Origin of the sequence: Variovorax sp. WS11, from assembly GCF_010499245.1 — a bacterium.
GTDB lineage: Bacteria > Pseudomonadota > Gammaproteobacteria > Burkholderiales > Burkholderiaceae_C > Variovorax.
The window spans coordinates 491,929-504,736 of record NZ_JAAGOW010000004.1 but is presented as its reverse complement, the minus strand read 5'-3'; the positions used below and the strand labels follow the sequence as shown (position 1 = coordinate 504,736).

Below are 12,808 nucleotides of genomic sequence, written 5' to 3'. Positions count from 1 at the left end.
CGGCGCGTGCCGGCAAGGAGTGGACCATGTTGACACGACGTGATTTCGGCCTGGGCCTGGGTGCCCTCGGACTCGCCGGCGGGCTGCCGGCCCTGGCGCAGAAGCTGCGCGTGATGAAGGTGGCGAACACCGCGGCGGTCAACGACCCGCAGCAGTGCTTCGTGACCTCGGGCCAGCATCCCAAGCTGAACTTCTACAAGTCCGGCGGCGTGGACCTGGAATACGTCAACATGTCGAGCATGACGCAGGCGCTGCAAAGCCTGCGCGCCGGCCACGTGGACTTCGGGCCCGCCGTGCCCGGTATCCTGCTGCTGGCGATGGCCAAGGACCCGACGCTGGAGCTGGTGAGCGTGTACAAATGGCTGCCGCGCAACGCCAACGTGATCGTGGTGAAGCCGGGCAGCCCGATCAAGTCGGCGGCGGACCTGGCGGGCAAGCGCATTGGCGTGCGCAGCCAGGGCGACAGCGGGATCGTGATCACCAAGACCATGCTCGCCGAACTAGGGCTGAAAGACGATAAGTGCGAGTACATCGCCATCGGCGACGGCGCACCAGCCGGTGCGGCGATCGACAACGACCGCGTCGACGCGATGGTGAGCTTCGACACCGCGGCGGCCCGCATCGAGCTGGTGGGCACCCCCCTGCGCTATGTGCCGCTCACGCCGAAGTTCGCGCAGCTCGGATCGGGCTGGATCTGCGTGCCGCGCAAGCTGCTGAAGGAGGAGCGCAAGAACCTGGTGGCGCTGTTCCGCGGCATCGCCAAGTCAACGATCTTCGCGAACGCCAACCTCGACGCCGGCATCGACCTGCATTGGGCCGTGTACCCCGAGAGCCGGCCCAAGGGCCGCAGCGAGGCAGAGGCGCGCAAGGAGTTGGCCTTCATCCTGAAGGATCGCAAGAATAGCTGGCTGCGGCGGCCGGACGATCCGGACCAGCGCATGGGCGCCTCGTCGCTGGCCGAGTGGAAGGCCAACATCGAAATGGCTGCCGAGAGCAGCAAGAACCCCAAGCTGGCCGAGGAGCTGGGCGATCCGAACCGCCTGTTCAGCAACGAGCTGATCGACGAGATCAATGCGTTCGACAAGCAGGCGGTGGTGGAGATAGCGCGGTCGTTCAAGTTGTAAGCCCGATGCATTTCGACTTCCACAATCCCTACGCCAGCACTCGCCTTCCGATCTTCGCGCGCAACCTTGTCTCGACCTCGCACCCGCTCGCCGCGCAGGCGGGCCTGCGGATGCTGTGGAAAGGCGGCAACGCGATCGACGCGGCGGTGGCCGCGGCGGCTGCCATGACGATCTGCGAGCCGGTGAGCAACGGGCTGGGCAGCGACGCGTTCGCCATCGTGTGGGATGGCAAGGAACTGCACGGCCTCAATGCCTCCGGCCCGGCGCCCTCCTCCTGGACGCTGGACTACTTCCGGCGCAAGTACGGCGAGAGCAACGCCGCAATGCCCCGGCGCGGCGTCGATTCCATCACCGTTCCCGGTGCGGTGGCGGCGTGGACGGCCCTGTCGGAACGCTTCGGCAAGCTGCCCTTCGCCGACCTGCTGGAACCGGCGCTCGAGATCGCCGAGCGCGGCTACCTGCTGCCGGTCGTGGTGCAGCAGAAGTGGGCGGCAGCGATGCCCGAGCTGGGCGGCCAGCCCGGCTTCGCGCAGTCGTTCCTGCCCTGGGGTCGGGCGCCGCGCGTCGGCGAGTTGTTCCGGTTTCCGGCAGCGGCGAAAGCCTTGCGGTGCATTGCGGAGACGCGCGGCAGCGCCTTCTATGACGGGGAGATCGCGCACGCCGTGGAACGCTTCGTGAAGGAAAACGGCGGCGCACTCTCGGCCAGGGACTTCGCCGCCTACCGGCCGCAGTGGGTCACGCCGGTGCGGAAGAACTACCGCGGCTACACGCTGCATGAGATCCCACCCAACGGCCAGGGCATCGCCGCGCTCATCGCGCTGGGCATTCTCGAAAAGTTCGACCTGGCCAGCCTGCCGGTGGATGGCGCCGACTCGCAGCACCTGCAGATCGAAGCGATGAAGCTCGCCTTTGCCGACGTGCATCGCCATGTCGCCGAGCTGTCGAGCATGGAAGTAACGACTGAACAGATGCTGGACGACGCCTACCTCGAAAGCCGGGCTAAGCTTATCGACATGAAGCGCGCCCAGCATATCCAGGCTGGTAACCCGGTGAAGGGCGGCACCATCTACCTCACGGCCGCCGATGAGAACGGAATGATGGTGAGCTTCATCCAGAGCAACTACATGGGATTCGGCTCGGGCTGCGTCGAACCGGGCTTCGGCGTGAGTTTGCAGAACCGCGGCCATGGCTTCTCGCTCGCGCCCGGGCCCAACCAGGTCGCACCCGGAAAGCGCCCGTACCACACCATCATTCCCGCCTTTCTCACGAAGGACGGCCAGCCAGTGATGTCCTACGGCGTGATGGGCGGCAACATGCAACCGCAGGGTCACATGCAGACGCTCGTGCGCATGCTCGACTACCGGCAGAGCCCGCAGGCGGCGTGCGATGCGCCGCGCTGGCGCTTCAACCAGGGCCTGGAGATCAACATCGAACAGCAGATGAACAAGGCGGCGGTGCAGGCTCTGCTGGACCGCGGCCACAGGGTCGAGGTGATCCGCGACAGCTACCAGGACTTCGGTGCCGGCCAGTTCATCTGGCGCGCGGGCGATCCGAAAGTGGAAGGCTATGGTGCCGCTTCCGATTTCAGAAGGGATGGGCTGGCGGCGGGGTTCTGAGAGAACGAAGCCCGCTGCAGCGCGGCCTGCCCAGCGGCCTGAACCATCGGGCGGTCGAGCCCATAGGATCTTGATCGGCGATCTGAACCTGCGGCGCCTCGAGGGATTTACCTATGAATACCCTAAAAACGTCAGCGTGGCCGTCTTGCCTTCCACTGGCGGCTTGTAGGTGCACGAGAAGGGAGGTCGTGCTCATGGCCTCAGGTGGACTCAGCCCTTCTTGCATTCTGTCGCAGTTACTTTTGTTGGTACCCGCTGGCCGCTCGCAAGAAGCTCGTCGAACTGCAGATAGCAACGGTCATTGCTGAAAATGTACTCGCGACGTACCTCGAGTTCGGGCTTGGAGTAAACGCATAGGTCAGCCAGCACACGTGCTGCATCGCGCCGCCGATGCGTGCTGTTCTGGCTGCCGCCCACGTCGGCGGTGACCCGATTGCCATCGACCACGGCGCCCCGCAGCGTCAGGTCGCCGCCGCTCAAGATGTTGACGGCCTGGCCTCCGCTCACCTGCGTGGCGTTGTAGCGGGTGACGTCCCGGCTGGCCGACCCCGATAAGGACGCCGTTGGGGTTGCTTACATAGACGCCGGCGACACGGTCGATGCGGGTGGCCCCGTTTAGGCCATCTCCCGTCAACTGCGTGGTGCTCTCGACATTGATGTCGCGGCCGGCGGTGAGGACGGCCGCATTGTCGGCAATGATGCTGGCGCCGATGTTGTTGATGGCGGCGGGTATTGACGGTCATCGCCGCGCCGGACTGGATCAGGCCGGCGTTGTTGTTCGGCGCGCCGGAGCCGACAGCGCCATGTCCGTGATACGAACAACGTCATGCACTTTGAGGCTGACTACCTCGCCTCGGGCTGGCATAGAGTCGAAGTCCAGGCCGCCAACATGTTCATCCCGTTCGCCCCGCCGGGTCAGATTGTGCTCGACGGCACCGAGGCGCGGGCGACCGGGACGTACGCCTATACTCGCCCGCCTATTCACCTGAATCATTCCCGTGCATACGATCCGTTCTCAGGGGGCTTCCTGTCCCCGGATCCGCAAGATGTGGTCGCCATCGGAAGGCAGCTGTGAACTTCCGCCCGATACGGCTTGGGCACAACAAAGACTTCCGGAATCGTGGTTTTCGACTGCCTCTATGAGCGATACGGCTTATCTGGGACGGTAGTTCTGAATGACCAGTGGCGCCTTGGCACAACGGCGCAAGGCTGAGGTTGAGGCCGTTTCAGTGCAAGCCAGGTCGATCAAGATCTAGTCAAGCTCCCTCAAGAAGCCGCCGCCGAACGTAGGCAGTTCCATCCATCAACCGACGGGCCGTGCGCGTGAAGTGCACTTCGCGTACGGTCCACCCGTCGTTGGCCGAATGCTCGACGTGGGCATAGATACTGAGCGCACCACTCGGATGACCGATGCGTATGCGCGCGGGGCCCAGATGGCTTGCTCGCGCTTCAGCCGGGATTGTTCCCGCGATCTGCGCCGCCACGGACAGACAGACCGAGCCTCCTACCGGAAATGCCTTGTGCATGACCCCATCCTTGAGCACCATGCGGGCGACAAGATCGAGCTCCGATGCGTGCACGACCCGATCACCGGCGACAGTCCTGTAGCCTTGAGGCGGACCGATAAGAACCTGATACGGCGTAATGGTCGTCACCAGACCACACCGTTGGGCGGCCGAGAGCCGCACTTGCTCGGCCGCCTCGTAGATCTCAGGGCTCAGTTGACCGGGTAGTTCCGTTGCGGTGACGCCCAGATCCGCCGCACGCATGAACACACAAACCGTGCCGACATCAACGATGGAAACGGGAATCTCTCGGTCAAGCTGCGGCACGTAGACTTGGTCAATTGGCCTCCCGGTGGGCAACAGTCTGCCAGTTGCACCCCCACTCGTGTCCGAATAGTCCAGTGCAACCTCCGCGCCACTTCCGGGTACCCCGTCTATCTCGCAGTCGCCTTCCACCCGCGGCTCGCCGTCCGCGCAATTGACAGTCATGCGCAGGATCTTTCCGGTGTTGGTGTTGTGCACGCGCACCGTGGTGATCGGCTCCTGCACCGGAATCAGGGATTCCTGCAAGGCGTAGACACCGGTGGCTGACGAGATGTTGCCGCAGATTATCTCGAAGTTCACGGTGGGCTGGTCGATACCGATCTGGGCGAAGGTGTAGTCGATGTCTGCATCCGGTCGCGACGGCGGTCCGATGATGGCGCACTTGCTGGTCAGGATGTCGGCCCCGCCGAGCCCGTCGATCTGGCGCACGTCGGGACTGCCGAAAAGTGCTAGCAGGAATCGCTGGCGCATCTCTGGGTCCTCTGGCACGTCTCGCTGTGCGAGGAAGACAGCTTTGCTCGTGCCCCCCCGCATGAGGGTGATGGGTACGCGAATCTGTTCGTTCATATATCTCAGAGTATGAGCGTGGTCGCCACAGCCGTCCATTCAGTTCGGCTGCTCTTGCTTTAGCAGGACTACAAGCTCAACGAGGGAGCGCCCGCGGATAGAGCAGCATCCGGCCAAGCGGACTTCCGGAAGCACGGCTTCAGCGAGCCGAGCTACTACGCGTGGAAGGCCAGGGCCGGCAACGTTCGGCCAGGGAATACTCACGACTGTGTTTCGAGCCACTTCCTGAACAGTGAAATTGGAGCACGATCAATCTCGCGCTCATCACAGACCAGGTAGTAGGCTAGACCCGTGTGTGCGACATGCTCGAATGGCCGAACGAGGCGGCCCAAAGACAGGTCGTCCTGAACATAGGCCAGTTGCGCGATCGCGGCTCCCAGTCCATCGATCGCAGCCTGATAGCAAAGCGCCGCGTTTCCCAAGGTCAACCCGGGGTGAGCGGGCGCTCCGCTGATGCCCGCCGACTCAAACCATGCCTCCCATGCGGAAGGGATCATCATGGAGTGCAGCAATTGCACCTGAAGCAGGTCTTCCGGTTGCTGCAGCCCTTGAGCGACATGGGGAGCGCAAACCGGGACATAGGCGTCCTCAAAGAGGCGATGAGACGCGACACCGTCCCAAGTGCTCTTTCCATGGCGAAGCACGAAGTCCATGCTGCCAAGTTCCGTATCGACGTTGGCAGAAGCGCCGGTCGTGATCTCGAGGTCGATGCTCGGGTTCATTGCATAGAGGCCAGCCAATCGAGGGATGAGCCACCTGATTGCGAACGTCGGCATGACCTTGAGTCTCAACTTCTGCGTGCCTTTGCCGCGAGCGACCGCATCTTGGACCGCCTGCTCGATCCAATCGAACGAATCGCCGGCACGCTGCGCGAGGACCTGTCCGACGTCGGAGAGACGGACGCTGCGTCCTTCCTTCCTGGAAATCTCTATTCCAAGCAGAGTCTCGAGTTGCTTGAGCTGCTGGCTGACCGCTCCCACGGTCAAGTGAAGATGCTCTGCCGCATGCGAAACACCCCCGAACCGATGAACGGCGTCGAGCACCCTTAGCGGCCCCAACAGGGCCCGGAGATTCGTCGTCATCTGGCTCCTCATCCAGGCCACGTACTATCGCGGATTCTCGACGTCGGGATTATGAGGCAGCGAGGCTCTCGAGGAGGACTTCCTTCAACAGGTTGGCGTGGGGCGTCAGCGCACCATCACTGTTGGCGTTGTAGTTGCGAATGGCAAACCCGACCAGCTCGTCAACTCCGGCCGCCATGACTGATCTCGCGGGCAGTTTCACAGGCCAGCCAAGCCTGACAAAGGCATCGTCGATCGCCGAGGCGACCAGGTCCAGATATTCATTGTCATGCTGGACCGATGCGACTCCGAGGTGTGTGCCAATCTCGGACATCGCGGCATTGCACAGCCGCCCCAGCTTACGGACAGAAGCGCCTGAGAAGGCGGCATAGCCATGTGATTGGGTCAATCCTTCGCAGCGATTGAAGAGCGCAACCGAAAGTGCGTAGGCCGCGCGCGCGGCCAAGTGAGTCTTCAGAGGCTGGCCGCCGTCGTCCTCGTCCCGATTCTGAAGGTACGCAGCTGCGCACAGATCGAGTCGGGAATTCAGGTCGTCGAGTTGCATCATGGCTGTGCTGGCGAGATTCCATGCCTGCACACGTGAGGGAGCCACGAGCACATTGCTTTGGGGTGCGGATCCGAGCCCCATCAGTGCAAAGAAGAACACCTCGAGGCCGGCCGACGATATGAGTGACGCCGGCGCCGTAGCAAGCGCAACGGGATCCCAGAAGATCGCCTTCGGCCTGGTTTTTGGATCAAAGAACTCGAGCTGGTGAAGGCTGCCGGACATACGCAGGGCAGACCCCCCGCGGTTCTGGGCGGTGGTCGGAGCCGTCAGGACATTGAAGATCGGAACCTTCGGCTGAAGCAGGCGGGTCGAAGCGGGTTTTCCGTCAGGCCCATAGCGGGTCGCCATTTCCGGCAAAGGCCGGCCTTCCCCCATCAGCATGGCAACCACGCGTGTGCCCTTGAGCACGCTGCCTGCTCCTACGGCAATGAGAGCATCGCACGCCAGTTCCCGAGCGAATGCCGCGGCGCGTTCGATGCACTCGGATGGAGCTCCTTCCGCGAGTTCTGCGAAAACGCCTGCGAAACGAGCGCCCAGCATCTGCTCCATGTGTCGAATGAGACCGGTCTTGGAGTGTACGGAGCGGCCACAGATGATGACGGCCCGATGCGCGCCGAACCGGGACAGTTCACTGGGGAGGCGGGATAGCGCGCCATCGCCAGAGTACAGATGGACAGGTAGCGCGCGAGCAGTGAATTGCCGCTTGTCCTGCGCGTTCGTGTTCGGATTCATGCGAAAGGTACTCTTTAAGCAGATCAACGTCCGTTGAAATTCGGCTTTTCCTTGGCGGCGAACGCGCGCCGACCTTCGACGCGATCAGCGGTGTCCCGAAGCAGGCCGAACACTTGCTGCTCCATGTCGAGCCCTACTGCCAAGGGAAGTTCACCGCCAACGTCGGCCAGTTGCTTGACGGCGACCACGGACAGTGGTGCGTTCTCCGAAATTCTTCTCGCAATGTCCATGGCACACTGCATCAACTCCTGCGGCTCGACCACCTTGCTCACCAGGCCGATGCGAAGAGCTTCCGAGGCGTCGATGCGGTCTCCGGTCAGCAGCAATAGCATGGCATTCGAACGCGACACGGCACGAATCAGTCGTTGCGTTCCACCAGCCCCCGGAATGCTGCCAATGCGAACTTCGGGCAAGCCAAAAATCGCTGTCGATGAAGCAACGCGGATGTCGCACTGGAGCGCGATTTCGAGACCACCGCCCAGCGCGTAGCCGTTGATGGCCGCGATGACCGGCTTGCGGCACTTGAGCGCACCGATGCCGGGCGAGGGCTCGCGCCCGAAGCGAAGCGTGGCAAAACTGTCCGAAGGCGGTGGGGTCTTCTTCAGATCTGACCCGGTGCAAAACGCCTTCCCGCCCGCTCCGGTAAGCACGGCGGCTCTGATCTCATCATTGAACGAGATGGTTTGCCACGCGCGAATCAGTGCCAGTGTCGTCTCCGGGTCAATCGAGTTCATCGCGTCAGTTCGGTCGATCGTAACGATCGCGACGCCCTGTTCAACTTCCAGCTTGATACTCATGGTCTAGTGTTTCTGATGGTTGAGGCTCCGTGCGCTCGAATCGCGCGAGGAGCTCGGAAATTACTGCGTCGGTATGCTCGCCCAGGCGCGGTGCAGCGCGACGCGTCGGTGTCGGTCGACTCCCGCTGCCGAGATTGAATCTGGCAACGGCCACAGGCCCGGACGCCGGGTGGTCGACAAGCTCTTTGAGGCCCAGCGCTTCAAACTGAGGACTTGACGCTACCTGGGCGTAGTCCAGGATCTGCCCGCAGATCAAGTCGGCCTCTCGAAAGATGACCTCCCATTCGGCAGCGGGCTTGGATTGCATCAGGGACTCGAGACGCTCGACCAGCTCAAGCCGATTGGTCAATCGGGCATCCAGGGTCGAGAACTGGGGCAGATCGGCCATCTCCGGCGCACCGAGGACACGGCATAGGGTCCTCCATCGCTCGGGTTGGTAAGCCGCGAGCATGATCCACCCGTCGGCACACCGGAGCGCCTCATTCGGTGCGGAGTACGGTGCCGCGCTTCCCAGGGAAGAGGGCACCTCCTGCGTGGCAAAGTAGCTAGCGAATGCGGATTGCTGCAGTGCGACGGCGCTCGAAAACATGTCGACATCAAGCCTTTGACCCACTTCCGTGCAGGCTCGTTGATTCAATGCCGCCAGCACGGCAATAGTGGCCATATGTCCCGTCACGATGTCGACGAGGGGCACCGGCAGTTTGGTCGGCGCCCCCTGCGGAGCGCTCCCTATGCTCATGAGGCCGGTGAGCGCCTGCAACACGCCGTCCACACCCGGGAGGTCCCGCCAGGGGCCACTCTGCCCGAAGCCGGAAATTGAGCAGTAGACGATGCGCGGATTGAGTGCACTGACGGCCTCGTGGCCGAGGCCGAGCCGCGCCATGACGCCGGGTCTGAAGCTCTCCAGCAGGACATCGGAATCGGAGGCCAGTTTCCGCGCCAGTTCGGCGTGCGCTTGTTGCTTCAGATCCAGAACCACGCTTCGCTTGCCCGAGTTCAGTGCCAGGAAGAAGGAACTCTCCTTGCCGACGTATGGAGGAAACGCCCGGCATGGATCGCCGCTCTCGGATTCGATCTTGATGACGTCTGCACCCATGTCCGCGAGCATCTGGGAGCACGTGGGCCCCGCGGCAATTTGAGTGAAGTCGAGCACCTTGATGCCCTTCAGGGCTGAAGAGATCGTCACTTCGAGCCTTGAAGCTTGATGTTGTTGTCGCGAATGATCTGCGTCAACTTGCGATCTTCCTGGCGAAGGAGTTCGAGATAGTCTTTGCGCGGCATGAGCATCTCCTCGTAGCCGGCGTCGTGCAGCGTCTTCTGCGTGCTGGCACGCTTCAGGACGGCCTCGGTGGCGTCGTAAAGCTTCTGCAGGACTGCGGGCGGCGTTCCCTTCGGGGCGATGATGTCCCACCAATAGTTGCTCTCATACCCTTGCAAACCACCCTCCGCCAAAGTCGGAACGTCGGGCGCGAGGACCGATCGCTTCGAGGTGGCCACGCCCAGCAGCTTGATCCGATTGCCGCTCGCGTACTGAAGCGCCAAGGGCAGCCCGACGAAGGCCAGGGGAATGTGGTCTCCGAGCACGTCGGTCATCGCGTTCGATGTGCCGCGATAGGGAACATGCCTGAGCTCGAGCCCGGCGGTGCGCGCAAACAGCGCTCCGGCGAGATGCTGCGGTGTCCCGACGCCCGGGGTGCCGTACGCCAGTGGACCGGTCTTGCGGCCGTAAGCGCGAAGATCGGCCAAGTTGTTGATCGGCAGCGCCGCACTTGCGACAAGGACGTTCGGCACGGTCGCCAAGGGCGCGACGAACTCGAAAGCCGTCTTCGGGTCGAAGGGCAACGAGTCATACATCTCGCCGAGCGGCGGGAGCGTGCTCGCGCCCAGGCCAATGGTGTACCCGTCAGCGGGTGCACGCGCCACCTCCGCCCAGCCGATCGCACCGCCGGCTCCGGGCTTGTTGTCGATCACGATCGGCCGCCCCAGGTTCTCGGACAATTCCTTGAAGACCATTCGCGCCAAGGTGTCGGTGCCTCCGCCGGGAGAGAACGGGACGATCGCCCTGATCGGCTTGCTGGGATAGGCACCCTGAGCCATGAGTGCGGTCGGGATGGATGCGAGGAAGCCCGCCGCTGCGAATGCGCAAAGCAATGCTCTCTTGTTCTTCATGGATGTCTCCTTGAACAATCTTTCAAACCGATGCGCTGCTGAGGCTGCGCCCTCCGCAGACATACAGGAGCTGGCCCGTTATATAGGAAGCCGCGGGGTCCGCGAGCATTCGGACGGCATGGGCGATGTCGGCCGGACTTCCGATCCGCTCCATGGGCACGGTTCGAGCCAGGTCAGTTTGAACATTCGGGGCAAGCGCCCTGAACAATGGGGTGTCGATGAGGCCCGGCGCAATGGCATTCACGGTAATGCCGTATCGCGCGAACTCGAGGGCCAGCGTTCGCGTCAGGCTGACGACGCCGCCCTTCGAAGCCGAGTAGCTGGCTTGCCCCCGGTTTCCCAGCCAGGCGCGCGAGGAGAGGTTGACGATTCGCCCGAACTTCTCTCGCATCATCGAAGTTGCGACTGATTTGGCGCAGATGAACTGAGAGGTGAGATTCACATGAATCACACGCTCCCAAAATTCGAGATCCATCTTGGTCACGAGTTTGTCGCCGCCAATGCCGGCGTTGTTGACCAGGATGTCCACCTTGCCGTGGGTCTCGATGCAGGCTGCCGTGGCGGCATCTACCGATTCGACCGATGTCACGTCCACCTTCGCGGCCGCAAGCTCGAGGCCTTTTGCTGCGAGCGAAGAAACGGCGGCCCTCAGCGCTTCCTCGTCCGTATCCCAGACGGTCACGGCGCTCCCGGCCGATGCCAAGCCTTCTGCAATGCCAAGGCCGATGCCCTTGGCGCCGCCGGTGACAATGGCCGCACGGCCAGCAAGACTTTTCATTTCCACTTGTATGCCTTCGTTAAAACGATCAACGACTGAGAATGTGGATCGAGCACGCGGCGTGATCGACGCCCCAGATGCCCCCACCTGTGACTTGCGTCAGCCCGATGCGCGCGTAGGGCACCTGCCGCTTGCCGGCACGCCCTTGCAACTGCTCGCAGATCTCGACGATCTGCGCCACGCCGGTCGCCCCGGGCGGATGCCCCTTGGCAAGAAGTCCGCCGCTTGGATTCACCGGCGTGCGGCCGCCCAAGGCGGTAGCGCCGCTGGCCAGCAGATCGGCGGCCTCGCCGCGATGGCAGAGGCCGAGGGCTTCGTAGTAGAGCAATTCAGAGATCGTGAAGGCATCGTGCACCTCCATGACATCGAGATCCTTGGGACCGATGGCTGCCTGCTCATAGGCGATCCGGGCCGTTCTTGCCGTGATCTCGGCATCGGTCATGTCGACCGATCCCGTCTCGAAGATGCCGGACTGGACGACAGAAGCACGCACCCGGATCGATGACGCTCGTCCTCTGCTGCTTCGCGTGCTGAGTACCACGGCGGCGGCACCGTCCACGACCGCCGGGCAGCACTGCAAGAGGGTCAACGGTTCCGCGACCATCCGGGACGCCAGGACCTCTTCGCGCGTCGCGGGCTTGCAGAACTTTGCAATCGGATTGAGGAGGCCATGCCTGCGATTCTTCACGGAGACGTCGGCAAGGGCGTCCATGCTCAGATCGTTGTCGTGGAGATATCGCCGCGCCCGCATCGCGTAGAGCGCCGGCATGATCATTCCTCGACGGTTGTTCCAGTCGTCATTGCTCAGGGCGAGTGGGCCTCCGCCGCGAGCGCTCAGGTGATCCATGCCGAACACGATCACGGTCTCGTACTGACCTGAACGCAGCGCCTGCAGAGCCAGGTTGAACGCAGTGGCGCCGCTCGAGCAGGCGTTGTTGACGTTGTAGACGGCACCACCGCGCGCGCCGAGAGCTCGCAATGCCCGTTGCCCGGGAAGCATCTGGCCAAACACGTTCCCGCAATAGAAGGCTTGAACGTCCGCCATCTCGATGCCCGCATCGGTCAGGGCCTCGAGAATGGCGCTTTGCGCCAGTGCTTCTTCGTTGAGTTCGGGAAACCGGCCAAAATCGGTGATGCCGACGCCTTGAATCGTGGGCTCGGTCATTCAGTGGCTCTCCTCGACGGCAAACGCGTAGTCGTCCTCGCCGGTGGCGAGGGGGAACGGAACCACGGTGACCTGGGCGCCGACGCGCACGCGCGAGGAGTCGCCGACGACGCGACCGAAGACGCGCACATTCCGTGGAAAGTCGACCATTGCCAGTGCGTAGCTTTGTGTATTGGACCCATGCACGAGCGTGTACGTGTAGATTTCGCCGACCGGGCCGATGAGAGCCTCGTCAGGCGTTGAACCGAAGTAGAAATCGGCAGGCGGGAAGGTCGGCCCATTGGGACCGGAATCGCCCACAAGGACACTGCCGGAAGCGAGTCGGCGAATGTGGTGTCGATCGCGTTTCACGATGATCATGTTTGCTCCTGTTTCGACAAAGTATGCGCAAGCAGTGACCGG

Annotated in this window: 12 protein-coding genes and 1 pseudogene; 3 read left to right on the top strand and 10 right to left on the bottom strand. The window is 62.9% G+C overall.

Translation table 11 applies throughout. From position 1 onward, the window contains the following. Positions 1-26 precede the first annotated feature (26 nt). Both GXN78_RS31785 and GXN78_RS31780 read left to right on the top strand, forming a co-directional pair. A complete protein-coding gene (locus tag GXN78_RS31785) occupies positions 27-1,124 on the top strand; it encodes an ABC transporter substrate-binding protein (protein ID WP_106554552.1) in 1,098 nt (365 codons plus the stop codon). 5 nt (positions 1,125-1,129) lie between these two features. Then, positions 1,130-2,740, top strand: coding sequence for a gamma-glutamyltransferase family protein (locus GXN78_RS31780; RefSeq protein WP_106554553.1), 1,611 nt, complete (start codon positions 1,130-1,132; stop codon positions 2,738-2,740). A 210-nt stretch (positions 2,741-2,950) separates the two neighbouring features. Here the strand turns inward: GXN78_RS31780 and GXN78_RS31775 are convergent. After that, positions 2,951-3,292, bottom strand: a pseudogene (locus GXN78_RS31775) (hemagglutinin repeat-containing protein); the annotation flags it as partial. A gap of 274 nt (positions 3,293-3,566) precedes the next feature. Here GXN78_RS31775 and GXN78_RS31770 point away from each other — a divergent pair. Continuing rightward, the gene (locus GXN78_RS31770; protein WP_106554555.1) at positions 3,567-3,815 is read left to right on the top strand and encodes a hypothetical protein; all 249 of its coding nucleotides are present in this window, start codon (positions 3,567-3,569) and stop codon (positions 3,813-3,815) included. 181 nt (positions 3,816-3,996) lie between these two features. Here GXN78_RS31770 and GXN78_RS31765 read toward each other — a convergent pair whose 3' ends face one another. From GXN78_RS31765 to GXN78_RS31725, 9 genes are all read right to left on the bottom strand, one after another. Beyond that, the gene (locus GXN78_RS31765; RefSeq protein WP_106554556.1) at positions 3,997-5,136 is read right to left on the bottom strand and encodes a PrpF domain-containing protein; all 1,140 of its coding nucleotides are present in this window, start codon (positions 5,134-5,136) and stop codon (positions 3,997-3,999) included. Positions 5,137-5,336: 200 nt separating this feature from the next. Then, positions 5,337-6,218: a LysR substrate-binding domain-containing protein gene (locus GXN78_RS31760; RefSeq protein ID WP_106554609.1), complete on the bottom strand. Its 882-nt coding sequence runs from the start codon at positions 6,216-6,218 to the stop codon at positions 5,337-5,339. 49 nt (positions 6,219-6,267) lie between these two features. Next, positions 6,268-7,497, bottom strand: coding sequence for an iron-containing alcohol dehydrogenase (locus GXN78_RS31755; RefSeq protein WP_146162971.1), 1,230 nt, complete (start codon positions 7,495-7,497; stop codon positions 6,268-6,270). A 23-nt stretch (positions 7,498-7,520) separates the two neighbouring features. Beyond that, positions 7,521-8,294, bottom strand: coding sequence for an enoyl-CoA hydratase/isomerase family protein (locus GXN78_RS31750; protein WP_106554558.1), 774 nt, complete (start codon positions 8,292-8,294; stop codon positions 7,521-7,523). Further along, complete coding sequence (locus tag GXN78_RS31745; protein ID WP_239143045.1) at positions 8,272-9,480, bottom strand: CoA transferase; 1,209 nt, start codon at positions 9,478-9,480, stop codon at positions 8,272-8,274. Before GXN78_RS31745 ends, GXN78_RS31750 begins: the two co-directional genes overlap by 23 nt. Continuing rightward, positions 9,477-10,391 carry a tripartite tricarboxylate transporter substrate binding protein gene (locus GXN78_RS31740; RefSeq protein ID WP_164256012.1) on the bottom strand — a complete coding sequence of 305 codons (915 nt, stop codon included), beginning with the start codon at positions 10,389-10,391 and terminating at the stop codon, positions 9,477-9,479. The genes GXN78_RS31745 and GXN78_RS31740 overlap by 4 nt, the downstream gene beginning before the upstream one ends. Positions 10,392-10,485: 94 nt before the next feature. Further along, positions 10,486-11,241 carry an SDR family NAD(P)-dependent oxidoreductase gene (locus GXN78_RS31735; RefSeq protein ID WP_106554560.1) on the bottom strand — a complete coding sequence of 252 codons (756 nt, stop codon included), beginning with the start codon at positions 11,239-11,241 and terminating at the stop codon, positions 10,486-10,488. A 28-nt stretch (positions 11,242-11,269) separates the two neighbouring features. After that, on the bottom strand, positions 11,270-12,406 hold the full coding sequence (locus tag GXN78_RS31730; protein WP_106554561.1) for a thiolase family protein: 1,137 nt from the start codon (positions 12,404-12,406) through the stop codon (positions 11,270-11,272). Further along, entirely contained in the window at positions 12,407-12,766 is a 360-nt protein-coding gene (locus tag GXN78_RS31725; protein WP_106554562.1) for an OB-fold domain-containing protein, read from the bottom strand. Positions 12,767-12,808: the final 42 nt, after the last annotated feature.

What these genes read in the sequence shown, in the direction of transcription:
- GXN78_RS31785 (WP_106554552.1), top strand. Translation starts at nt 27, where the DNA reads ATGTTGACACGACGTGATTTCGGCCTGGGCCTGGGTGCCCTCGGACTC.
- GXN78_RS31780 (WP_106554553.1), top strand. Translation starts at nt 1,130, where the DNA reads ATGCATTTCGACTTCCACAATCCCTACGCCAGCACTCGCCTTCCGATC.
- GXN78_RS31770 (WP_106554555.1), top strand. Translation starts at nt 3,567, where the DNA reads ATGCACTTTGAGGCTGACTACCTCGCCTCGGGCTGGCATAGAGTCGAA.
- GXN78_RS31765 (WP_106554556.1), bottom strand. Translation starts at nt 5,136, where the DNA reads ATGAACGAACAGATTCGCGTACCCATCACCCTCATGCGGGGGGGCACG.
- GXN78_RS31760 (WP_106554609.1), bottom strand. Translation starts at nt 6,218, where the DNA reads ATGACGACGAATCTCCGGGCCCTGTTGGGGCCGCTAAGGGTGCTCGAC.
- GXN78_RS31755 (WP_146162971.1), bottom strand. Translation starts at nt 7,497, where the DNA reads ATGAATCCGAACACGAACGCGCAGGACAAGCGGCAATTCACTGCTCGC.
- GXN78_RS31750 (WP_106554558.1), bottom strand. Translation starts at nt 8,294, where the DNA reads ATGAGTATCAAGCTGGAAGTTGAACAGGGCGTCGCGATCGTTACGATC.
- GXN78_RS31740 (WP_164256012.1), bottom strand. Translation starts at nt 10,391, where the DNA reads ATGGCTCAGGGTGCCTATCCCAGCAAGCCGATCAGGGCGATCGTCCCG.
- GXN78_RS31735 (WP_106554560.1), bottom strand. Translation starts at nt 11,241, where the DNA reads ATGAAAAGTCTTGCTGGCCGTGCGGCCATTGTCACCGGCGGCGCCAAG.
- GXN78_RS31730 (WP_106554561.1), bottom strand. Translation starts at nt 12,406, where the DNA reads ATGACCGAGCCCACGATTCAAGGCGTCGGCATCACCGATTTTGGCCGG.
- GXN78_RS31725 (WP_106554562.1), bottom strand. Translation starts at nt 12,766, where the DNA reads ATGATCATCGTGAAACGCGATCGACACCACATTCGCCGACTCGCTTCC.